18 protein-coding genes are annotated in these 22,648 nt (G+C 61.9%); 15 read left to right on the top strand and 3 right to left on the bottom strand.

All coding sequences use genetic code 11. The features are described 5' to 3' along the window. Positions 1-58 precede the first annotated feature (58 nt). Genes AC3WMT_RS02925 through AC3WMT_RS02910 form a run of 4 tightly spaced genes read left to right on the top strand, consistent with a single transcriptional unit; the run spans position 59 to position 2,923 of the window. Entirely contained in the window at positions 59-841 is a 783-nt protein-coding gene (locus tag AC3WMT_RS02925) for an ABC transporter permease (protein WP_103302408.1), read from the top strand. Beyond that, the gene (locus AC3WMT_RS02920) at positions 841-1,689 is read left to right on the top strand and encodes an ABC transporter ATP-binding protein (protein ID WP_103302407.1); all 849 of its coding nucleotides are present in this window, start codon (positions 841-843) and stop codon (positions 1,687-1,689) included. Before AC3WMT_RS02925 ends, AC3WMT_RS02920 begins: the two co-directional genes overlap by 1 nt. Further along, complete coding sequence (locus AC3WMT_RS02915; RefSeq protein ID WP_103302406.1) at positions 1,686-2,648, top strand: HEAT repeat domain-containing protein; 963 nt, start codon at positions 1,686-1,688, stop codon at positions 2,646-2,648. Before AC3WMT_RS02920 ends, AC3WMT_RS02915 begins: the two co-directional genes overlap by 4 nt. After that, positions 2,645-2,923, top strand: coding sequence for a DUF971 domain-containing protein (locus AC3WMT_RS02910; RefSeq protein ID WP_103302405.1), 279 nt, complete (start codon positions 2,645-2,647; stop codon positions 2,921-2,923). The genes AC3WMT_RS02915 and AC3WMT_RS02910 overlap by 4 nt, the downstream gene beginning before the upstream one ends. A 125-nt stretch (positions 2,924-3,048) precedes the next feature. Here the strand turns inward: AC3WMT_RS02910 and AC3WMT_RS02905 are convergent, their stop codons facing one another. The 3 genes from AC3WMT_RS02905 to AC3WMT_RS02895 all read right to left on the bottom strand — a co-directional run bounded on the left by AC3WMT_RS02905 (position 3,049) and on the right by AC3WMT_RS02895 (position 7,594). Then, entirely contained in the window at positions 3,049-4,707 is a 1,659-nt protein-coding gene (locus AC3WMT_RS02905) for a phosphoethanolamine transferase (RefSeq protein WP_103302404.1), read from the bottom strand. Positions 4,708-4,928: 221 nt separating this feature from the next. Then, entirely contained in the window at positions 4,929-5,666 is a 738-nt protein-coding gene (locus tag AC3WMT_RS02900) for a TorF family putative porin (protein ID WP_103302403.1), read from the bottom strand. A 185-nt stretch (positions 5,667-5,851) separates the two neighbouring features. Further along, positions 5,852-7,594, bottom strand: coding sequence for an amidohydrolase (locus tag AC3WMT_RS02895; protein ID WP_103302401.1), 1,743 nt, complete (start codon positions 7,592-7,594; stop codon positions 5,852-5,854). Positions 7,595-7,697: 103 nt separating this feature from the next. Between AC3WMT_RS02895 and AC3WMT_RS02890 the strand changes: the two genes are divergently transcribed. The 11 genes from AC3WMT_RS02890 to AC3WMT_RS02840 all read left to right on the top strand — a co-directional run bounded on the left by AC3WMT_RS02890 (position 7,698) and on the right by AC3WMT_RS02840 (position 22,612). Further along, positions 7,698-8,615: a LysR family transcriptional regulator gene (locus AC3WMT_RS02890; RefSeq protein ID WP_103302400.1), complete on the top strand. Its 918-nt coding sequence runs from the start codon at positions 7,698-7,700 to the stop codon at positions 8,613-8,615. Positions 8,616-8,781: 166 nt separating this feature from the next. Then, entirely contained in the window at positions 8,782-9,399 is a 618-nt protein-coding gene (gene lexA, locus AC3WMT_RS02885) for a transcriptional repressor LexA (RefSeq protein ID WP_103302399.1), read from the top strand. Beyond that, the gene (imuA, locus tag AC3WMT_RS02880) at positions 9,399-10,016 is read left to right on the top strand and encodes a translesion DNA synthesis-associated protein ImuA (RefSeq protein ID WP_053120911.1); all 618 of its coding nucleotides are present in this window, start codon (positions 9,399-9,401) and stop codon (positions 10,014-10,016) included. The genes lexA and imuA overlap by 1 nt, the downstream gene beginning before the upstream one ends. Positions 10,017-10,023: 7 nt before the next feature. Next, positions 10,024-11,439, top strand: a complete 1,416-nt coding sequence (locus AC3WMT_RS02875) for a Y-family DNA polymerase (protein ID WP_103302398.1) — start codon at positions 10,024-10,026, stop codon at positions 11,437-11,439. Then, positions 11,436-14,513, top strand: coding sequence for an error-prone DNA polymerase (locus AC3WMT_RS02870; RefSeq protein WP_103302397.1), 3,078 nt, complete (start codon positions 11,436-11,438; stop codon positions 14,511-14,513). The genes AC3WMT_RS02875 and AC3WMT_RS02870 overlap by 4 nt, the downstream gene beginning before the upstream one ends. Positions 14,514-14,854: 341 nt before the next feature. After that, a complete protein-coding gene (locus AC3WMT_RS02865; protein WP_177431358.1) occupies positions 14,855-15,541 on the top strand; it encodes a CsgG/HfaB family protein in 687 nt (228 codons plus the stop codon). Positions 15,542-15,570: 29 nt separating this feature from the next. After that, complete coding sequence (locus AC3WMT_RS02860) at positions 15,571-15,939, top strand: DUF4810 domain-containing protein (RefSeq protein ID WP_103302395.1); 369 nt, start codon at positions 15,571-15,573, stop codon at positions 15,937-15,939. Further along, positions 15,936-16,595 carry a DUF799 domain-containing protein gene (locus AC3WMT_RS02855; RefSeq protein WP_103302394.1) on the top strand — a complete coding sequence of 220 codons (660 nt, stop codon included), beginning with the start codon at positions 15,936-15,938 and terminating at the stop codon, positions 16,593-16,595. Before AC3WMT_RS02860 ends, AC3WMT_RS02855 begins: the two co-directional genes overlap by 4 nt. A 220-nt stretch (positions 16,596-16,815) precedes the next feature. After that, complete coding sequence (locus tag AC3WMT_RS02850) at positions 16,816-17,505, top strand: GntR family transcriptional regulator (RefSeq protein ID WP_103302393.1); 690 nt, start codon at positions 16,816-16,818, stop codon at positions 17,503-17,505. A 134-nt stretch (positions 17,506-17,639) separates the two neighbouring features. After that, positions 17,640-19,751 carry a hybrid sensor histidine kinase/response regulator gene (locus AC3WMT_RS02845; protein WP_103302392.1) on the top strand — a complete coding sequence of 704 codons (2,112 nt, stop codon included), beginning with the start codon at positions 17,640-17,642 and terminating at the stop codon, positions 19,749-19,751. Positions 19,752-19,978: 227 nt separating this feature from the next. Then, a complete protein-coding gene (locus AC3WMT_RS02840; protein ID WP_103302391.1) occupies positions 19,979-22,612 on the top strand; it encodes an excinuclease ABC subunit UvrA in 2,634 nt (877 codons plus the stop codon). Positions 22,613-22,648 lie beyond the last annotated feature (36 nt).

The raw sequence follows: 22,648 nt of genomic DNA, 5'->3' as shown, positions 1-22,648 counted from the left end.
AAGTCCGCCATCGCGGGCAAGCCCGCTCCCACAGGGTGCGTTGTACTGAGGAAGAGCTATGTTCATATCCATCACACGCTGGGTTCCGAGGGCCGCCTCCCTGCTGCTCTGCCTTCTATTCTGGCAACTCGCCGCCAGCCACCACTGGAACCTCGGCCTGGTCACCTTCGCCAACGTGCCAACTCCCTTGGCCGTGATCGAAGCGGCGCTGGGCCTAGGCGACTCCGGCAAGCTCCTGCAACACCTGACCGCCAGCCTTAGCCGCGTCTTCGCCGGTTACCTCGCCGCATTGCTCATCGGCATCGCCCTGGGCCTGGCCATCGGCCGCTCGAAATGGGCCGAAGACTTGTTACTGCCGCCGCTCGAAGTCCTGCGCCCGATCCCCGCCGTGGCATGGATTCCACTGGCCATCCTGATGTTCCCATCCTCCGAGCTATCGATGGTCTTCATCACCTTCACCGGCGCCCTGTTCCCGATCCTGCTCAACACCGTGCACGGGGTCGAAGGCGTCGATCCGCGCCTGATCGCTTCAGCGAAAAGTCTTGGGGCCGGGCGCCGGGCGATCCTGCTGGAAGTGATCCTGCCCGGCGCTGCGCCAAGCATCATCACCGGCCTCGCCATCGGCATGGGCACGTCGTGGTTCTGCCTGGTGACAGCGGAAATGATCTCCGGCCAGTTCGGTATCGGTTACTACACCTGGGAGTCCTACACCATTCAGAACTACGCCGATATCGTCGTCGGCATGCTCTTGATTGGCGTATTGGGCATGGGCAGCAGTCTGCTGATCAAACGCCTCGGTGGGTTGTTCACGCCCTGGCATCGACCGCGAGGAAAAGCCTGATGAGTGTGATGCAAACCCCGGAAGGGCGGATCGATATTCGCCAATTGTCGATTGTCCTTGGCGAAGGCCGTGAAGCGTTCGAAGCGGTACAGGGCCTCGATTGCCAGATCGAACCGGGCCAGTTCGTGTGCATTCTCGGCCCGTCCGGTTGCGGCAAATCGACCTTACTCGGCGCGCTGGCCGGGCATCTGAGCGCTCATGCCGGCAGCCTGAAAGTCGATGGCGGCGAAGTGTCCGGGCCGTCGCCGCAGCGTGGCATGGTGTTCCAGCATCACACGCTGTTCCCGTGGCGCACGGTGCGCGACAACGTCGCCTTCGGTTTGAAAATGCGTGGCATCGGCAAGGCTGAGCGCCATCGCGCGGCGGATGAAATTCTCAACCTGGTCGGCCTCGACGGCTTTGCCGAACGCTGGCCCGATCAACTCTCCGGCGGCATGCAGCAACGCGTCGAGATTGCCCGGGTGCTGGTCAATCGCCCGCGCCTGTTGCTGATGGACGAGCCGTTCGGCGCACTGGATGCGCTGACGCGGTTGAACATGCAGGAACTGCTGCTGGACATCTGGACACGGATCCGCACCACCGTGGTCTTCGTCACCCATGACATCGACGAGGCGCTGTTCCTCGCCGACCGCTTGCTGGTGATGAGCGCACGGCCGGGGCGCATCATCGAAGACTTGCGCCTCGACTTCGCCCGGCCACGCACCAGCGAACTGGTCACCAGCCCCGAGTTCTCCCGACTCAAGCGCCACTGCCTCGACCTGCTGCGCCACGACGACAACCGACCGCTGCCGCGCCTCAATCCGCTCGGCCTGCCTCCCGAAAACCCTTTGCCGCGATTTGCCTTATGACCTCTATTTTTGCTGTGACCGATAACGAAGACATCCTTGCCCTGCAACCGCGCCTGACCGCCGACGACGCCGCTGTGCGGCGCATTGCCCTGATCGATCTGGCGGATCTGGAGGAGCCAGATGGCTTGCTCTGGCTGGTCGATCGCCTCGCTCAGGATCCCGCCGAAGAAGTCCGCGCTGAAGCCGCGCGGTTGCTGGAGGCCTGGGAAGATCAGCCTGTTGTGCAAGCCTTGTGCGAAGCGCTGACCGACCCGTCGCCTGCCGTGCAAGCCGCCGCTGCGCAAAGCTTGAGCCTGCTCAAGACCGAGGCGGCGGGGCGGGTGATTCTGCCGTGGACCGATCATGCCGACGTCAGCGTGCGCATCGCTGCCTTTCGCGCCCTGCGTGAATTGCGTTTCGCCGATGCCGCGCCGGCAGCTCTCGCGGCACTTAATGATGCCGACGCCAATGTGCGCCGCGAAGCCGTCGGCGTACTTGGCTGGCTCAAGCAACTCGATGCATTACCGGCATTGGCACGACTGGCCAGCGACGATCCGGACACCGAAGTCCGCCGCGCTGCCACCGGTGCCCTTGGTCTGGCCTCTGGTGCTGAAGTCCTTCCGGCCCTGCGTCAGGCCTTGCAGGACGACGCCTGGCAGGTGCGCGAAGAAGCTGCGACGACTTTGGGCAAGGTCGGCCACAGCGACGCCGGCCCGGCACTGGTCGACGCCTTGGGTGACGATTATTGGCAAGTGCGTTTACGCGCCACTCGCAGCCTCGGCCGCTTGCGTTTCGCTCCGGCGCTGGACGCGCTGATCGAAACCCTCGGCCATCGCATCAGCAACCTGCGCAAGGAAGCCGCACTGGCCTTGGGTGAACTGAATGATCGCGGCGCCGTGGCGGCATTACAGGCGGCGCAGGATGATGGCGACCCGGAAGTGCGCAAAGCGGTGCGCATTGCCTTGAGTCAGCTGCAATGAACCCGCTGTCAGTGGGGAACTCGCAGAGCGAGCAAACGCTACGGTTGAGCTGGCCGGACGGTCGCGAACAGCATCTCAACCACGCCGAATTGCGCCGCCAGTGCCCGTGCTCGCAATGCCGCGCGTTTCGCCTGAAAGGCATGGTGCCGCTGGTCGATGACCGTGTGCGCCTGATCGAACTCAATCCCCAGGGCTACGGCGTGCAACTGGTGTTCAGCGACGGCCACCAACGCGGGATCTATCCGTGGGCCTACCTCGCAAACCTCACCCCCTGAGAACACTGAAGATCCCTGTGGGAGCTGGCTTGCCAGCGATGAGGTCGGCACATCCGGCATCTGTAGTGACTGACAAACCGCCATCGCTGGCAAGCCAGCTCCCACAGGGATCTTCAGTGCCTGAACTATTGCGCAGCCGTCATGGAAGGCCGGCAGCCATGAAAAATATCCAGCCCCGGCTGATACAGCGATGTCTTGACTTCAAACAGACCCAACACCGAATGAAACAGGTTGTCATGGCTCAAATCAGCCTGCCCGGTCTTGCCTTGCAGGCAACCGCGGTCAATGCCTTCGTGGGCCAGGGTGTTGTCGCCAAACCACATCACCATCGGCACATGGGTCTGTGCCTCCGGCGCGAGCGCATACGGCGCCGCGTGCAGGTACAAGCCGTTCTCGCCCAGCGACTCGCCATGATCGGAGACATAGATCATCGATGTATCCAAGGTCTGCTGATTGCGCTTGAGCAGCTCAATCACCTTGGCGAGGAAATGGTCGGTGTACAAAATCGTGTTGTCGTACACGTTGACCAGTTCATCGCGGCTGCAACTGCCCAACTGGTTGGTGTGGCAGATCGGTTTGAAACGCTCCATCTCTTTCGGATAGCGCTCGTAATACTCGGGGCCGTGGCTGCCATCGGCGTGCAGGACGATGATCGCGTGGCCCTTGAGGCTGTCGATGTAGCTTTGCAGATCCGCCAGCAAGGCCTCATCCAGGCAGTTGTTGCCGTCGCAGAACGGCCCTGGCTGGTTCTTCGAAATATCGCGATTGGGCACGCGCAGGCAGGTGCCTTTGCAATCGCTGTTGTTGTCCAGCCACAGCACTTGCACGCCGACCCGTTGCAGGATATCCAGCAGGCCCTCGTAGGTTTTGCCTTTCTTGTCGCTGTAATCCTCACGCGGGAACATCGAAAACATGCACGGCACCGACACCGCGGTGGAGGTGCCGCAGGAATGCACTTGGGTGAAGTTGAGGATGTCCAGCTTGCTCAGCTCGGGGTTGGTCTCGCGCTCGTAACCGTTCAGGGAAAAATGATCGGCGCGGGCGGTTTCGCCGACCACGAAGACCATCAGCGATTTCCTCTCGCGGCTGGCAGCCTTGGCGCTCATCACCGCGTCTTCGCCGATGGTCTGCACCACGAAGTGCTTTTTGATCCCCAGACGTTGCTTGGTGTATTTGCTGATCGCGTAGATGTAGTTGGTCGGGTTGATGAAGTGAGTGAGCTTGTCTTCTTCACGAAAGATCGGCGCATAGGTCGAATAGAACGCACCCACCGAGACGGCGATGACCAGTACGCAGGCGACGATCACCAGGATCTTGTTGAGCAAACCGCGAAAGAACGGCCGGTAACTCACCGGCCAACGCCAGATCAACGCCGCCGGCAGCACGCCGAGCAGCAGCACATAGGTCAGCAGTTTGCCGTTGAACAGTGCAGTGGCTTCGGCGGGATTGGTTTCGAAGACGTTCTGGATCATCACCGTGTCGATGGTGATTCCGTATTCGTTCATGAAATACGCGGCGCAGGCCGAGAGCAGGGCGACCACCGTGAGCACCGGTTTCAGCGTCCAGCGAAACGACACCAGGGTCAGCAGCAGGGTGATGGCCGCCCACAGGAACACCCCGAAAGAGGCGAAGAACGCCAGTTTGTGCGCGCCCTGCAGGGTAATCAGCGTACCCAGCGCCTTCCAGGTCGCCAGGTTGTACAGCGCGACCAGCGCTAGGGAAAACAGCAGCACCAGTCGGGTAGGAGTGATGGACGGTAAACGCAGTCCGTTGCCCAAAGCCATGTCAAACATTCCTCTACATGAATAGAAAACCCACGCGGTTGCGCGGGTAACTGTAGAAGAACATTAGTAAAAAATTCGTAAACATCCCGTAACAAATGCCGAACGCACAGCGAAACCCTGTAGGCGTGAGCCTGCTCGCGATAGCGATGTGTCAGGTGTCGATGTGTTATCTGACACAGCGCTATCGCGAGCAGGCTCACTCCTACAGGTGATTTCGCTGGTCAGAAGGATTTACTGACGCTGGCGACCACGGTGGCCGTGCACACATCCTTGAAGCCCCAATTACTCAGGCATTGCGCCTGCGACAGATCGGTGTCGATATAGCTCAAGCCCAGTACCACACCGGCCAGATTGTGAGTGACTTTGACTTCCCATTCCCGGTACGACTCTTCGCCATGCCCCGACGCCGAGTACAGGTGCGGGTCCTTGAAGTCCATATTGCCGTAACGCAATTTCAGGCCTGAATCGAATGGCAGCCCGGTTTCATAACTGACATAGCTGTAAAGCGAACTCTGCTTGCTGTCGATCCCCGGCGCATCGCTGGAGTAATACGCCGCCACTTTCACCCCGTAAGCGCCGAAAATCCCGTAGACCTCACTCTGATTGAACTGACTTTCCTTGGGATAGGCGTACTTGAGATAGCCCAGATCCAGGCTGACCTCATCAGTGGCCTGCCACAGCCAACCGGCGTAGTAATCGACTTCCTGACGGGTTTTCAGATCACCACCGAAATCGACGTTTGAACTCCAGGCGCCGAGGTACAAGCCACTGCTGTGGGCGAGGGTCAGACCGGCCTGAAGCGCCGGGTCATTCTGGGTCTGCGAGATGCCGCGGGTGCGGTAATCGCTGGCCAGGGTCAGATCCACCAGCACGGCGAAGTCGTCGTTCAAGGGGATCGCAAAGCTGCTCAAGGGCAGCACGCTCAAGAAACTCAGGGCGAACAGAGGCAAGGCTTTCATGTGAAGTCCCGATGTTGTGATTTTTATTGGGCAGTACGAAAACTGTGGGGGGATGCAATCTCAGCCACCCTCACAGACCTTGTGGGAGCGAGCCTGCTCGCGAAAGCGGTGGTTCATTCAGCGTTGATGGTGACTGACACACCGCTATCGCGAGCAGGCTCACTCCTACAGGGGGATTTTTGGTGTTATTGGGCGGCGGTGTAGACCTGACGGCCACCGAACCAGGTTTGCAAAACCTGGGTGTCATGCAGGGCTTTGGCGTCGACGCTGAACACATCGCGGTCAAGCACGATGAAGTCGGCCTGTTTGCCCGGTGCCAGCGAACCGATCTGCTGGTCCAGGCCAATGGTGCGCGCCGCGTTGGCGGTGTAGGCGTAGAACATGGTTTCGCGGTCCAGACGCTCGTCGGCGTTGAGCACGCCCAGCGGGCCGACGCGGGTGATCGCCTGGGCCATGGCGTTGAACGGGTTCGGCGACGACACCGGCCAGTCACTGGCTCCGGCAATCGTCGCGCCCTGTTTCAGCAGCGAATGCGCCGGGTATTGATAGCGAAAGGCGAGGGAACTGACGTAGGGCTTGATCATGTCGGTGGTGTAGTCGTCGGCGCTGGCCCAGAGCAATTGCATCGAGGCGATCACGTTCAGCGGCTTGAAGCGGGCGAACTCTTTTGGATTGACCATTTGCAGGTGGGTGATCGAGTGCGTCACGCCACTCTGGCGATCCTTGCGCGCCTGGGCGATGCCGTTCAGCGATTCGCGCACCGCGCGGTCGCCGATGGCATGAATGTGCACCAGCCAGCCGCGCTGGTCGATGGCGCTGACCAGTTCGCCGAAGTGCTGCGGGTCGATCAGTAGTTCGCCCTGTTTGTGCGAGTTGCTGTAGGGATCAATCATCGCTGCGCTTTGCGCCGGATATTCGATCACGCCGTCGGCGAAGATCTTGACGCCGGGCAGGGTCAGGTTGGGGATCCCCTGGAATTGCTGGCGCACCTTGTCCAGCGTATCGAGGTCGGCCGGCACGCTTTTTGGATTGGCCACTAACAATGCGGCGACGTGGACGCTCATGTCGCCGCTTTCCGACAAGGCCTTATAGGCCGGCAGCACGCCGACGGTTTTCTCGGTGGGCTTGAGCGCAAAAACCGCTTCGCCCGGTGCGGCGTTGGCGGCGGGGTCCATCCACGCCGTGATGCCGAGGCTGTTATTGAAACGTACGGCGGACTGTGCGGCTTTGAGCATGTCGGCGGCACTCGGCACCGGCATTTTCGAGGCGACCCGATCCCAACCGGCATCGACCACAAAGCCGTTGGGTTCGCCGCTGGCCAGTTTGCCGATGGTGTCTTTTTCCGCGTCGGGCAGGGTTTTCAGCAGTGCGGCGTCGATGCCGGCGCGCTTGAGCATGACGTTGTTGGCCCACGCGGTGTGGTGGTCACTGCCAATGAACACCACCGGCACGTTGGCCCATTCGCCACTGTTGAAGGTTTTGCCCAAGGCTTCGGCTTGTGCCCAGTACTTCGAACTCATGCCCGCGATGCTCAAGACATCGCCGTGTCTGGCCGTACCGTCGTCACGCCAGGTGCGCAGGTTGTTTTCCAGCTCATTGAGGGCGACGACTTCGTCTTCCATGTTCGCGGAGACCATTTCCAGTCCACCGAAAATCGCGTGGGAATGGCTGTCGATCAGGCCGGGCATCAGTGCTTTGCCTTTGAGGTCGATCACTTGGGTACCGGGTTCGATCAGCGCTTTGATCTGCGCATCGCTGCCGACTTTCAGCACCTTGCCATTCTCTACGGCCAGTGCCTGCACCTTGGGTTGAGCGCGGTCAGCAGTGAAAATCTTGCCGTTGAGCAGCACCAGATCGGCAGCGGCCATGGCTTCCATCGAGGCAAAACTTACGGCGGCAGCCAGCAGGCTCGGGATGAATCTTTTCATTGAAGATTTCCTTGTTATTGCGTCTGATGGCCAGATTAGTGGCTGGTTACGGCCAACAGAACGCCTCCCTCACGAAAAACGTTTTTGCCTGAATGGAAAAAGCATGGACAAGTTGGGTGCATTGAAAATGTTCGTGGTCACGGCGCAACTCGGTAGTTTCAGTCGCGCCGCCGAGCAACTCGGCAAGACCCCGTCGGCCCTGACCAAAGCGGTCAATCACCTCGAAACGGAACTCGGCGCGCGGCTGTTCGAACGCAGCACGCGGCGGATTTTGCTGACCGAGATCGGCCGGGTGTATCTGGAAACCGCACGGTTGGTGTTGCAGCGGCTGGAGGAGGCCAGCGAGGAAATCGAACAGCTGCAACATGGTTTGCGCGGCAGCTTGAAAATCACTGCGCCGCTGGCGTATGGACGGGCGTTTCTCGATCAGGTGTGCGACGGTTTCTTGCAGCAATATCCGCAGATCAGCCTGCAAGTGGATCTGTGCGACGCGTTCGTCAATCTGCTCGAAAGCGGTTATGACCTGGCCTTGCGCGAAGGCCATGATGACCTGCCGGGGCTGATTGCGCGGGTGGTCGGCAGCAATCGCCTGGCCCTTTGCGGCAGCCCGGAATATCTGGCGCGCAAGGGTTTGCCGGTGAACCCGCAAACCCTCGATCAGCATGAATGGCTGCTGTACCGGCATCCGTTGCTCAGCCGTGAATTCTGGTGGGCCGAGCGCGATGGCCAGCGCTTGAGCCTGGCACAACCTGCAACACCGTTATTACGCAGTGACAATTACGACCTGTTGCTGGCCAGCGCCCTGGCCGGGCGCGGTTTGCTGCACACGCCGCTGTGGAGCGCCGCGCCGTACATTGCCGACGGGCGTCTGGTGCGGGTCATGGCCGACTACGACATCGACCCGGATACCTTCGGCCCGCACATTCTGGCGGTGTACCCGAGCCATCGGCGGGCCACGGCGAAAGTCGTGGCGTTCATCGATTACATCGGCGCATTCCTCGCCGAACGCGGCCTCAACTGACACCCAGTCCTTGATCGTTCCTACGCTCTGCGTGGGAATGCCTCTGGGGACGCTCTGCGTCCAGTGACGCGGAGCGTCACGGGCTGCATTCCCACGCGGAGCGTGGGAACGATCAAGGTGTAGGCCGACCTGTGGCGCTTGTCAGGAAAATCCTACAGGAGTACAAATGTACTCCATGACGAACCTGACTCCCCGCCGTACCGCCATCCTGACCTTTATCCGCGAACGCATCGCCGAACACGGTCAGCCCCCAAGCCTCGCTGAAATCAGCGAGGCTTTTGGTTTTGCCTCCCGTAGCGTGGCGCGCAAGCATGTGCTGGCGCTCACCGAAGCCGGGTTTATCGAGGTCAATCCGCATCAGGCCCGGGGCATTCGTTTGCTCGGGCAACCGCCACGTCCGGAATTGCTCGACATCCCCGTGCTCGGTCGGGTGGCCGCCGGTGCACCGATTGGCGCCGATGCCGACATCCATAGCCGCTTGATGCTCGACCCGGCGCTGTTCTCCCGCACACCCGATTACATGCTGCGGGTGCAGGGCGACTCGATGATCGAGGACGGCATTCTCGACGGCGATCTGGTCGGCGTGCGGCGTAATCCCGAGGCGTTGAACGGCCAGATCGTCGTGGCGCGGCTCGACGGAGAAGTCACCATCAAACGTTTCGAACGTGTCGGCGACACGGTGCGGCTGTTGCCGCGCAACCCGGCGTATCAGCCGATTGTCGTGGGCGATGATCAGGATCTGGCCATCGAAGGGGTGTTCTGCGGTCTGGTGAGGCAAGGCTGATGGGCGCCGTCGTTGCGTTGGATACGCTGTTCAATGGCGGCCAGGTCTGGAAGGGCCGGCCTGCGCCACCGGCGGCCAGTCCACAACCCACCGGGCATGCTGCGCTGGACGCGGCATTGCCCAGCGGTGGCTGGCCGGAGGCGGCACTGAGCGAAATTCTGCTGGCCGGCCCCGGTGTCGGCGAACTGCAACTGGTCTGGCCGACGCTGGCGCGACTCTCGGCGGCAGGCGAGCGCATCGTGCTGGTGGCGCCACCGTTTGTGCCGTACCCGCAGGCATGGGAAAACGCCGGGGTCGATCTGCGCCAGTTGTCGGTGATTCAGGCCAGTGAACGCGATGCCTTGTGGGCCGCGGAACAATGCCTGCGCTCGGGCAGTTGCGGCGCGGTGCTGTGCTGGCCGCACAAGGCTGACGACCGCGCATTGCGGCGCTTGCAGGTGGCGGCGGAAACCGGCCAGACCCTGGCATTCGCCTGGCGACCGTTGAGCGAAGCGGTCAACCCGTCGCCGGCAGCGCTGCGCATTGCCATCGATGCCAAACCTGCGCAACTGCGCGTGCTCAAGTGCCGTGGCGGACTGGCGCGTACAGCGCCGATTGCCTTTGCCGTGGGGCATTGAGGTCGTCATGCGCTGGGTGTGTATTGTTTTTCCGCAATTGGCCCTCGACGCCGTGCTGCGTCAGCGGCCCGATCCCGCTGAGCCGTTGGTGCTGCTGAGCGGTCCGGCCCAGCGTCGGGTGTTGCAAGCGGTCAACCCGGCGGCACGCCAGCTCGGCTTGCGCCCCGGCCAGTCGATGACGGCCGCGCAGGCCATGAGCAAAGGTTTCGCCACCGCCGATTATGAGGTGGCCGAGGTCGAACACTGGCAGCGGTTTCTCGCCGCGTGGGCCTACGGTTTCAGTGCTCAGGTCAGCGTGCATTACCCACGCACCGTGGTGTTCGAGATCGAATCCAGCCTGGGCCTGTTCGGTTCCTGGGCGCAGTTCGAAGCACGACTGCGCAAGGAACTGACCGATCTGGGTTTCCGTCATCGCATTGTCGCGGCGCCCAACCCGGCGGCCGCGCGCATTCTGGCCAACGCTTATGACGGGCTGGTGGTGCCGGACGGCGAGGCCTTGCAGCATCACCTCGGCCAGTTGCCGATCGACCGCGTCGGTCTGGAGCCGGGCGTGGCCACGGCGTTGTCGCGCATGGGCCTGCGCAATCTGAGTCAGGTGCAGAGCCTGCCCCGCCAGGCGCTGGCCCGGCGTTTCGAGGCGCCGATGCTCAAACACCTCGACACCTTGTTCGGTGCGCGGCCATTGGCGCTGGAGTTTTACTTGCCGCCGGATCGTTTCGATGTGCGCATCGAACTGAATTTCGACGTGCAATCCCATCAGGCCTTGTTATTCCCGTTACGGCGTCTGACCGGTGATCTGTCGGCGTTCCTGTGCGGGCGTGACAGCGGCGTGCAGCGCTTTGATCTGCATCTGGAACACGCCGGGCTGCCGGACACCGTGATCAAGGTCGGTCTGCTCAGCGCCGAACGCGATCCGGCGATGCTCTTCGAACTGGCCCGTGGTCGGCTGGAGCAGGTGCAGGTCGAGGCACCGGTGCGTGGCTTTCGCTTGCGCGCCGAAGATCTGCCGAGTTTTGTGCCGCAGTTTCAGGAGCTGTTCGACGACCGTCCGCAGCAGACCTTGCCCTGGGAGCAATTGCGCGAACGCCTGCGCGCTCGGCTGGGGGATGACGCGGTACAAGGGCTGCGCTTTCAGGCGGATCACCGGCCAGAGTGCGCTTGGCAAAACGGCGTCGATAAACAACCGTGCTCAGGCTTGCCCAGTGTCCACCGCCCGGGCTGGTTGCTCGGCGAGCCGCAGAGCGTGCCGCAAGGTTCGGCGCGGATCCTCATGGGCCCCGAGCGCATCGAATCCGGCTGGTGGGATGGTGACGATGTGCGTCGCGATTACTACCTGATCCAGAACCGCGCCGGTCAGCAAGGCTGGGCCTATCGGGCGGTGGGCGAGGACGGTCCGTTGTGGCTGCAGGGCTGGTTTGCATGAACGCTGGCTACGCCGAACTGCACTGCCTGTCGAACTTCAGTTTTCAGCGCGGTGCGTCCAGTGCGCTGGAACTGTTTCAGCGGGCGAAAAAGCACGGCTATCAGGCGCTGGCGATCACCGACGAATGCACCCTGGCCGGGATCGTTCGGGCCTGGCAAGCGGCGAAATCCGTTGAGCTGCCGCTGATCATCGGCAGCGAGATCCGTATCGACAACGGCCCGAAACTGGTGCTGCTGGTGGAGAATCTTGAGGGTTATCAGGCGCTGTGCGGTTTGATCACCCGTGCCCGGCGTCGTACGCAGAAAGGCCAGTATCAAGTGCTGCGCGAGGACTTCAGCGAAGCGCTGCCCGGGTTGTTGGTGTTGTGGGTGCCGGACACTGTGGAGGATGTGGAGGAGGGCCGCTGGCTGAAACAGACCTTCGGCGAGCGTCTGTTTCTGGCGGTGCAGCTGCATCGCGGGCAGGACGACCAGCGTCGGTTGGCGATGCTGCTGAGTCTGGCCGCCGAGTTGCAGATTCCCGCCGTGGCCAGTGGCGATGTGCATATGCACGCCCGGGGCCGGCGTGCCTTGCAGGACACCATGACCGCGATCCGCCATCACGTCCCGGTGGCCGAGGCCGGATTGCGTTTACATCCCAATGGCGAGCGGCATTTGCGTAGCGTTGAGGTAGTGCGCGAGCTGTATCCGTCGGCATTGCTGGAGGCATCAGTGAAGCTGGCCCGACGCTGCACCTTCGATCTCGGCCAGTTGCGTTATCAATACCCCAAGGAGTTGGTGCCGGAGGGGCATACCGGCAGTTCCTGGTTGCGGCATTTGACCGAAGAAGGCATCGCCTGGCGCTGGCCGCAAGGGCCACAGGCCAAAGTGCTCAAGCAGATCGACGATGAGCTGAAACTGATCGCCGAGCTCGGCTACGAAAGTTACTTTCTCACCGTACACGACGTGGTGAGCTTCGCTCGCAAGCAGCACATCCTCTGTCAGGGGCGGGGTTCGGCGGCCAACTCGGCGGTGTGTTTTGCCTTGGGTATCACCGAAATCGACCCGGATCGCACGACGTTGCTGTTCGAACGTTTCATGTCCAAAGAGCGCAACGAGCCACCGGACATCGATGTCGACTTCGAACACGAACGCCGCGAAGAAGTCCTGCAATACGTGTTCCGTCGTTATGGCCGTCATCGCGCGGCGCTGACGGCGGTGGTCAGCACCTATCACGCCGCCGGGGCCGTGCGCGATGTGGCCAAGGCGCTGGGGTTGCCGCCGGATCAGATCAACGCATTGGCCGATTGCTGCGGCCACTGGAGCGATGAAACGCCGCCAGTGGCGCGCTTGCTCGAAGGCGGGTTCGACCCCGACAGCCCGGTGCTGCGCCGGGTTTTGAGCCTGACCGGGCAACTGATCGGCTTCCCCCGGCACCTGTCGCAACACCCCGGCGGTTTCGTGATTTCCGAGCAGCCGCTGGACACGCTGGTGCCGGTGGAAAACGCCGCGATGGCCGACCGCACGATCATTCAGTGGGACAAGGATGACCTCGACGCGGTGGGGCTGCTCAAGGTCGATATTCTGGCGCTGGGCATGCTCAGCGCGATCCGCCGCTGTTTCGACTTGCTGCGCCGCCATCGCAATATGGATCTGAGCCTGGCGAACATCCCGGCCGAAGACAAACCGACCTACGAGATGATCAGCCGCGCCGACACCATCGGCGTGTTCCAGATCGAATCGCGGGCACAGATGTCGATGCTGCCGCGCCTGAAACCGGCGAAGTTCTATGATCTGGTGATCGAAGTGGCCATCGTCCGGCCGGGGCCGATTCAGGGCGGGATGGTGCATCCCTATCTACGCCGAAGAAACAAGGAGGAAGAGGCAACCTATCCTTCGGAAAAGCTCAAAGTAGTTCTGGAACGGACCCTCGGCGTACCGCTGTTTCAAGAACAAGTGATGCAGATCGCCATCGTCGCCGCCGACTACAGCCCCGGCGAAGCCGATCAGTTGCGCCGTTCCATGGCGGCGTGGAAACGTCACGGCGGCCTTGAGCCACACAAGGCACGTCTGGCCGCCGGCATGAAGAAAAACGGCTACACGGAAGAATTCGCCGCGCAGATCTTCGAGCAGATCAAGGGGTTCGGCAGTTACGGCTTTCCTGAGTCTCACGCCGCCAGTTTCGCCTTGTTGACCTACGCCAGTTGCTGGCTCAAGTGCCACGAACCGGCGGCCTTCGCCTGTGCGCTGATCAACAGTTGGCCGATGGGTTTCTACAGCCCCGATCAGATTCTCCAGGACGCCCGGCGGCATCAGTTGCAGATTCGTCCAGTGGACGTGCGCGCCAGTGACTGGGATTGCAGCCTGGAACCGATCAGCGGCGCGCAACCGGCGATTCGCATGGGCCTGCGCATGATCAAGGGTTTTCGCGAAGACGATGCCCAGCGCATTGAAGCGGCGCGTGCGCGTGGGGCGTTTGCCGATGTTGCCGATCTGGGCGAGCGGGCTGCGCTCGACAGTCGGGCGCAGGCGTTGCTGGCGGATTCCGGAGCATTACGCGGCCTGGCCGGGCATCGTCACCGGGCGCGCTGGGAAGTCGCCGGGGTGCAGAAACAACTTGGGTTGTTTGCCGGATTGCCGAGCCAGGAAGAGCCTGATGTGGTGCTGCCAAAACCCAGCGTCGGCGAGGATCTGCACGCCGATTACACGACGGTGGGCACCACGCTGGGGCCGCATCCGCTGGCGCTGTTGCGGGGCGAATTGAAGGCGCTGCGCTGCCGCAGTTCGCAAGAGTTGCTCGATGTTGAACACGGGCGGCCGGTGAGCATTGCCGGTCTGGTCACGGGCCGGCAACGACCGGGCACCGCCAGCGGCGTGACCTTTGTCACCCTGGAAGACGAGTTCGGCAACGTCAATGTGGTGGTCTGGCGCGATCTGGCCGAGCGTCAGCGCCAGGTGCTGGTTGGCTCGCAACTGCTCAGGGTCGACGGCCGCTGGGAGCGCGAAGGCGAAGTGCGCCACCTGATCGCCGGACGCTTGAGCGACCTGAGCCCGCTGCTCAACGGCATCCGCGTGCAGAGCCGCGACTTCCACTGATTCTTCCACCTCAGGCCAAACACAAAACCCCCTGTCTGATCGTTCCCACGCTCTGCGTGGTAACGCCTCCCGTGACGCTCCGCGTCACATCGGACGCGGAGCGTCCGTGGCTGCATTCCCACGCAGAGCGTGGGAACGATCAATAACGATCAATACACCGCTTTCGCGAGCAGGCTCGCTCCCACAGTGGATTTGTGTACGACCAAGCCAGGCCAATTAACTGACGTCAAAAAAATCTGTCTTCAGTGATGGCACTTTGTCATAATGCCGGCCCTTTTCCGCTGCCCAGCGCTTTATCACGCCGGGACATACCGTTTTTCAAGAAGGAATACCCAGTGAGAATGATCTCCCGGATGTTGGTCTCGGGCGTTGCCATCGCCGTGCTTGGCACGCTGGCCACCACGCTCTCCGGCTGCGCCACCGAAAGCTCCCGCGCGTTGCCAGTGGCTAAAGTTGAAAGCGCCACGCAAGTCTGGACCGGTGTTCGCGTGCCAATGGCGGTGGGCAAGTTCGATAACCGCTCCAGCTACATGCGCGGGATCTTCTCCGATGGCGTCGATCGTCTAGGCGGTCAGGCCAAGACCATCCTGATCACCCACTTGCAGCAGACCAATCGCTTCAGCGTGCTGGATCGCGACAACATGGGCGAAATCCAACAGGAAGCGGCGATCAAGGGCCAGGCCCAGCGTCTCAAAGGCGCCGATTACGTGGTCACCGGTGACGTCACCGAGTTCGGCCGCAAAGAGACGGGCGATCACCAGTTGTTCGGCATTCTCGGCCGCGGCAAGACCCAGGTTGCCTACGCCAAGGTCAACCTGAATATCGTCAATATCAGCACGTCCGAAGTGGTGTATTCGACCCAGGGCGCCGGCGAGTACGCCTTGTCCAACCGCGAAATCGTCGGCTTCGGCGGCACCGCTGCCTACGACTCGACCCTCAACGGCAAGGTTCTCGATCTGGCCATGCGCGAGGCGATCAATCGTCTGGTCGATGGCATGAACGCCGGTGCCTGGAAACCGGGCAACTGAAAGCCCCCATTTGCAAGGAGCAACACACCATGAATTCGATTCTGTCGCGGCCGCTGATGGCCCTGACGCTGGCCGCCAGCGCCTTGCTGGCCGGTTGCAGCAGTCCGCAAACCCTGTACCAGTGGGAAGGCTACCAGCCGCAGGTCTACGAATACTTCAAAAGCGAAACGCCGAAAGAAGCCCAGGCCGAAGCGCTGGAAGCCGATCTGCAAAAGATCCGCGCCAGTGGCAAAGCCGTTCCGCCGGGTTACCACGCACATCTCGGTCTGCTGTACCTGAGCATGGGCAAGGACGATCAGATGGTGCAGCAGTTGCGCACCGAGAAGACCCTGTTTCCCGAGTCCGGGACTTACATGGACTTTCTGCTAAAAAACGCCAAGACCGGTGAAGCCCAATGATCTCGCGCGTAGTAAAACTGTTGGGCGCAGCGCTGGCGTTGACCGTGCTCGGTGGCTGCGTCGCTCCCAAGTCCGTGGACTATTCGGCGTACAAGCAAGCCCGGCCGAAAAGCATTCTGGTGCTGCCGCCGCTGAACACCTCGCCGGACGTCAAGGCGTCCTACAGCCTGCTGTCGCAGGTGACGTTCCCGCTGGCCGAGGCCGGTTACTACGTGTTGCCCATCACGTTGGTCGACGAGACGTTCCGCCAGAACGGCCTGACCACCCCGGATGACATCCATCAGGCACCACCGGCCAAGCTGAAGGAAATCTTCGGCGCCGACGCGGCGCTGTACATCACCGTGACCGAGTACGGTACGCGTTACATGGTGATCAGCAGCGAAACGGCGGTGACGGCGACGGCGAAACTGGTTGATCTGAAAACCGGCACGACGCTGTGGACCGGCTCGGCGCGGGCGTCGAGCGAAGAGGGCGGCAACAACAGTGGCGGCGGTCTGATCGGCATGCTGATCACGGCGGCGGTGAAGCAGATCATCAACAGTTCCACCGATGCCGGTTATCCGATTGCCGGAGTGGCGAGCAATCGCCTGCTGTCGGCCGGGCATCCGGCGGGCCTGCTGTACGGGCCGCGTTCGCCGAAATACGGCACCGACTAAGCCTTGAAACACTGATGCCTTTGTGGCGAGGGAGCAATCTTCCTCGCCACATCTGTAACCCGTCGCACTGGACTCCTCTGTCCAGGTCGCCCCCCCGCACTCGCACGACCGCGCTCTCATTCAACTCTTGATCAAGAACCTGCATCTTCACGCTGAAGGCGATATTCTGCGCGGCAGTTAATGCGCCCGGCTGCGCTGCCAGCATTGAAGGAGCTTTCGAATGACCGAAAAGAAACCGGAAACCACGGTCGACCGCGTCTACCAAGGGGTTTACGAGGCGATCAGCAAGCGCTCGTTGCGCCCTGGCATGAAGCTGGGCGAGGCCTCGTTGGCGGAGTTATTCAATGTCAGCCGCACGTCGGTGCGTGCCGCGCTCAAGCAATTGGAGGCCGATGGACTGGTCACTACCGAGCCCAATAAGGGTGCATCGGTGTCGTTGCCGAGCAACGAAGAGATCCGTTCGCTATTCGAAACCCGGCGCCTGATCGAGATCGGCATCGTCACCGAACTGTGCCGGCGCAAGGACACGGCAGCGATGCAGGATCTGCGCGAGCACCTGCTGCTGGAAGACCAAGCGCACGCGGCGGGGGATCACCAACGGCTGATTCACCTGCTCGGCGAGTTCCACATCAAACTGGCGCGCAGCCTCAATAATCCGGTGCTGCTCGACTGGTTCCAGAAGCTGATTTCCCGCGCATCGCTGTACGCCGTCGCGCTGGATGACGACAGCCACGAAGCCTGCCGCGACGATGAACACTTGCGCCTGATCGAGTACATCGAGGCCGGTAATCAGAGCGCCGCCATCGAGTTGACCTGCGTGCATCTCAATGGCATCGAGAAGGCGATCCTGGACGTCGCCGCGAAGATGAAAACTGGCTACCATCCGCTCAAGCACTTGATCGGGGTCTGAGTTCCGGGCAGAGCGAAATCGGCTATACCTCTAATGAAACCAATGCGTTCGGCGACGCTCGAAACACACGGGCGTTGCGTTGTATTGGGCGTCGCGGTTTATCGGGCAACCACCACAGGACACTGAGTCAGTCGATGCAGTTTTTATCGGATAGCCACGGCTGTGGCGGCTGGAAAGGCGAAATGGCCGGACGCATTTGTGCGTTTGACTGGAGCGCCACTGAACTAGGTCCGTTGCAGGACTGGCCGGCCAGCCTGTGCAGCACGGTGCAGATGATGCTCGCTTCGCCGCTGCCGATGGTGATGCTCTGGGGGCATGCCGGTTACATGATCTACAACGATGCCTACTCGGAATTCGCCGGTGGCCGCCATCCGTACCTGCTGGGCTCTCCGGTGGAGCTGGGCTGGCCGGAGGTCGCCGAGTTCAACCGGCATGTGGTGGACACCTGTCTGGCCGGCGGCACCTTGTCGTATCGCAACAAGGAACTGGTGCTGCTGCGCAACGGCGTGCCCGAAGATGTCTGGATGGATCTCTATTACAGCCCCGTGGCTGACGACGAAGGACGCCCGTCCGGGGTGATGGCGATGGTGGTGGAAACCACCGAATTCATTCGTTCCGAGCGTTTGCGCCAGGCCGCCGAGGAAGCCTATCGCGCTGACAACGAGCGGGTGCGGTTGGCGCTGAATGCCGGGGCCTTGCTCGGTTCTTTCGTCTGGGATGTGAAGAACAATGTGCTGTCGGCCGATGAGCGTTTTGCCCGCACGTTTTCCTATCCGCCGGAGCATGACCTGAGCAATCTGGCGCAGCACATTGCCGAATCACGTATTCACCCCGATGACCGTGCCTGGGTACAGGAGCGCGTCGCTCATTGCGTGCAGACCGGCGAGCCGTATAACGCCGAATACCGGGTATTGCGCAGCGATGGCAGTTACCTGTGGGTTCTGGCCAGCGGCGGCTGCGAGTTCAACGAGCGCGGCCAGGCCTTGCGTTTCCCCGGCGTCCTGATCGATATCCATGAACGCAAGACCGCCGAAGAATCGCTGCTGAAATTCACCCGTAACCTTGAGCAGCGTGTGGCCGATGAAGTCGAGGCGCGCCTGACCGCCGAAGAACAATTGCGTCAGTCGCAGAAGCTCGAAGCGATTGGCGGACTCACCGGTGGCGTCGCCCATGACTTCAATAACCTGTTGCAAGTGATCGCCGGCAACCTGCATTTGCTGGCGCGCCATGAGCCGGACAACGCCAACGTACAACGGCGGGTCAGCGCCTCGCTGGCAGCGGTCGAGCGTGGCGCCAAGCTGTCGTCGCAATTGCTCGCGTTCGCCCGCCGTCAACCGCTGTCACCCGCAGTGTGCAATCCGAGGAAAATTTTCGAAGGGGTGGGTGAGTTACTGCAACGGGCATTGGGCGAAACCATCCAGATCGACGTGCAGTTGCCGCACGAGCCGTGGCACATCAACGTCGACCGCAATCAACTGGAAAACGCCATTCTCAACCTGGCCATCAATGCCCGCGATGCAATGAAGGGCGAGGGCACCATTGAACTCAGCGCGTCCAATGTAAGGCTCGAGCGCGAGTTCTGCATCGGTAAAGGCATTCTCCCGGGGGAGTTTGTCCGCGTAGCGGTCAGCGATACCGGCGTGGGCATCCCGCCGCAGATGCTCGAGCAGGTCTTCGAGCCGTTCTTCACCACCAAGGCCGACGGCCAGGGCACCGGGCTCGGCCTGAGCATGGTGTTCGGCTTCGTCAAGCAGAGCGGCGGGCATGTCGAGATCGACAGCACCGTGGGCGAGGGGACGCGGGTGCAGTTGTACTTTCCGCGCAGCCTGCGCACGATCGTTGATGAGTCGCCGAGCATCGACCCGCAGCAGCACGGGGGGCACGAAACGATTCTGGTGGTCGAGGACAACGACGCAGTGCGCGCCTCGGCGATGGAATTGCTGCGCGAGGAAGGCTATCGCGTGCTGACTGCCGCCAATGGCGATGTGGCGATGCAAATGCTGCTGGAGGGCGCTGACATCGATCTGATTTTCACCGACGTGGTCATGCCGGGGCTGATCAAGAGCTCCGACCTGGCGGCGTGGGCCAAGGTGCAGTCGCCGCCGGTGGCGGTGCTGTTCACCTCCGGGCACACCCGCGACATCATTTCGCGCAATCACCAACTCAGCCCCGATACACATTTGTTAGGCAAACCTTATGGCCCCGAAGCGTTGTTGCAGATGATTCGTTCGGTGTTGGGTGCATGACCTGCGACAGAAGTGTTTTCAGGGGACAGATGATTATTTGTGGCGAGGGGATTTATCCCCGATGGAGTGCGCAGCGCTCCCAAGCCGTTTTCCAGATGAACCGCCTTATCAGTATCTATGACTGCTGCGCAGCCAATCGGGGATAAATCCCCTCACCACAACAGCGTCACTAGCCACAAGAATCTCGGCAATTACGGAGATTGCAACTTTTCAGAAAAGGCCCGCCAATGACTTCCAAACGTTCTTCCAAAGCACCCGACGGCATGGTTCGGGTGCGCGGTGCCCGTGAACACAACCTGAAGAATGTCGACATCGACATCCCCCGCGATGCGTTGGTGGTGTTCACCGGGGTGTCCGGGTCGGGCAAGTCGTCGCTGGCGTTCTCGACCTTGTATGCCGAAGCGCAACGGCGCTATTTCGAATCGGTGGCGCCGTATGCGCGACGGCTGATCGATCAGGTCGGTGTGCCGGATGTCGACTCCATCGAAGGCCTGCCGCCAGCCGTGGCACTGCAACAGCAACGCGGGACACCGAGCACGCGCTCGTCGGTGGGTAGCGTCACCACGCTGTCGAGCCTGATCCGCATGCTTTATTCCCGCGCCGGCAGTTACCCGCCGGGGCAGGCGATGTTGTACGCCGAGGATTTTTCGCCGAACACGCCACAGGGTGCCTGCCCCCAATGTCATGGTCTGGGCCGGGTGTATGAAGTCACCGAAGCGCTGATGGTGCCCGATCCGAACCTGACCATTCGCCAACGCGCCGTCGCCTCCTGGCCGCTGGCATGGCAGGGGCAGAACCTGCGCGACATCCTCGTGACCATGGGCATCGACGTCGACATCCCGTGGCGCAAGTTGCCGAAGAAACAGCGCGACTGGATTCTCTTCACCGAAGAAACCCCGACCGTGCCGGTGTACGCCGGGCTGACCCCGGAAGAAACCCGCGTGGCCCTCAAGCGCAAGATGGAGCCGAGTTATCAGGGCACTTTCACTGGCGCGCGCCGCTACATCCTGCACACGTTCACGCATTCGCAAAGTGCGCTGATGAAGAAGCGCGTTGCGCAGTTCATGCTTGGCAGCCCTTGCCCGTTGTGCGAGGGCAAACGTCTGAAGCGTGAGGCGTTGTCGGTGACGTTTGCCGGGTACGACATTGGCGAGCTGTCGCAAATGCCGCTGCTGCAAGTCGCCGAAGTGTTGCGGCCGGTGGCGGCGACGAGTTACCTGGATCATGCCGAGGAAACCGGCGAGACCTTGAGCCATGCGCAGACCCGTGCAGCGCGTCAGCAACGTGTCGCCCAGGGTGCCAGTGGCCACGCCAGCGCGCCGGATGTGCGCCACACGCCGAACCTGTCACTGGAAAAGCGTCTAGCCGCGCAACGGATTGCCGAGGATCTGCTGGAGCGGGTCAGTACCCTGACCGATCTGGGTCTGGGCTATCTGGCACTGGAGCGCAGCACGCCGACATTGTCGTCCGGTGAGTTGCAGCGGTTGCGCCTGGCCACGCAATTGGGCTCGCAGTTGTTCGGGGTGATCTACGTGCTCGACGAGCCTTCTGCCGGTCTGCATCCCGCCGATGGCGAGGCGCTGTTCGAGGCTTTGCAGCGCTTGAAGGCCGAGGGCAATACGCTGTTTGTGGTCGAGCATGATCTGGAAACCATGCGCCGCGCCGACTGGCTGATCGACGTCGGGCCAGCGGCGGGCGAGAAGGGCGGGCGGGTGTTGTACAGCGGCCCGCCTGCCGGGCTGGCCGAGGTTGAAGAGTCGCAGACCCGCGCCTATCTGTTCGCCGACCAGCAGCGCCCGACACGGGCGGCGCGCAAGCCCTCGGGCTGGCTGAAACTGGCGGGCATCAGCCGCAATAACCTGAGCAACCTCAGCGCCGAATTTCCCTTGGGCTGTTTCACTTCGGTGACGGGTGTGTCCGGTTCCGGCAAGTCGAGTCTGGTCAGTCAGGCGTTGCTGGAACTGGTCGGTGCGCAACTGGGACGTCCGCCTGTCGAGACTGAAACTGAAGAACCCAGTCTTGAAGACGATGCGCCGCAAGTCAGCAGCGGTCAGGTCATTGCCGGTCTGGAGTCGATCAAACGGCTGGTGCAGGTCGATCAGAAACCTATCGGCCGCACACCACGCTCCAATCTGGCGACGTACACCGGGCTGTTCGACAACGTGCGCAAGCTGTTCGCCGCGACGCCCGAAGCGCGGGCGGCGGGGTATGACGCCGGGCAGTTTTCCTTCAACGTCGCCAAGGGCCGTTGCGCCACGTGCGAAGGTGAAGGGTTTGTCAGTGTCGAGTTGCTGTTCATGCCCAGCGTGTATGCACCTTGCACGACCTGTCATGGCGCGCGGTACAACCCGCAGACTTTGGCGGTTTTATGGGAAGGTTTGAGCATCGCGCAGGTGTTGCAACTGACTGTCGATGAAGCGCTGGAGGTGTTTGCCGGGCAGCCGGGTATTCGCCGTTCGCTGGAGGTGTTGCACGATATCGGCCTGGGTTATCTGCGGCTCGGCCAACCGGCTACGGAATTGTCCGGGGGCGAGGCGCAACGGATCAAACTGGCCACCGAGTTGCAGCGCAATCAGCGTGGCGCAACCTTGTATGTACTGGATGAACCGACCACCGGCCTGCATCCGCGCGATGTCGATCGGCTGTTGGAGCAACTGGATACGCTGGTGACAGCGGGGCACACGGTGATTGTGGTCGAGCATGAAATGCGTGTGGTGGCGCAGAGTGACTGGGTGATCGACATCGGCCCGGGGGCAGGGGATCAGGGGGGCAAGATCGTTGTCGCCGGCACCCCGCAGAAAGTCGCCGCCAGCAAGAAGAGCCGGACTGCGCCGTTCCTCACCCGCGCCTTGAGCCGATAACAGCGCCGACCGTTCTGCCCTCATCGCTGGCAAGCC

It is taken from the genome of Pseudomonas sp. FW305-7 (assembly GCF_058786735.1).
This window is presented reverse-complemented; position numbering and strand designations above follow the sequence as displayed.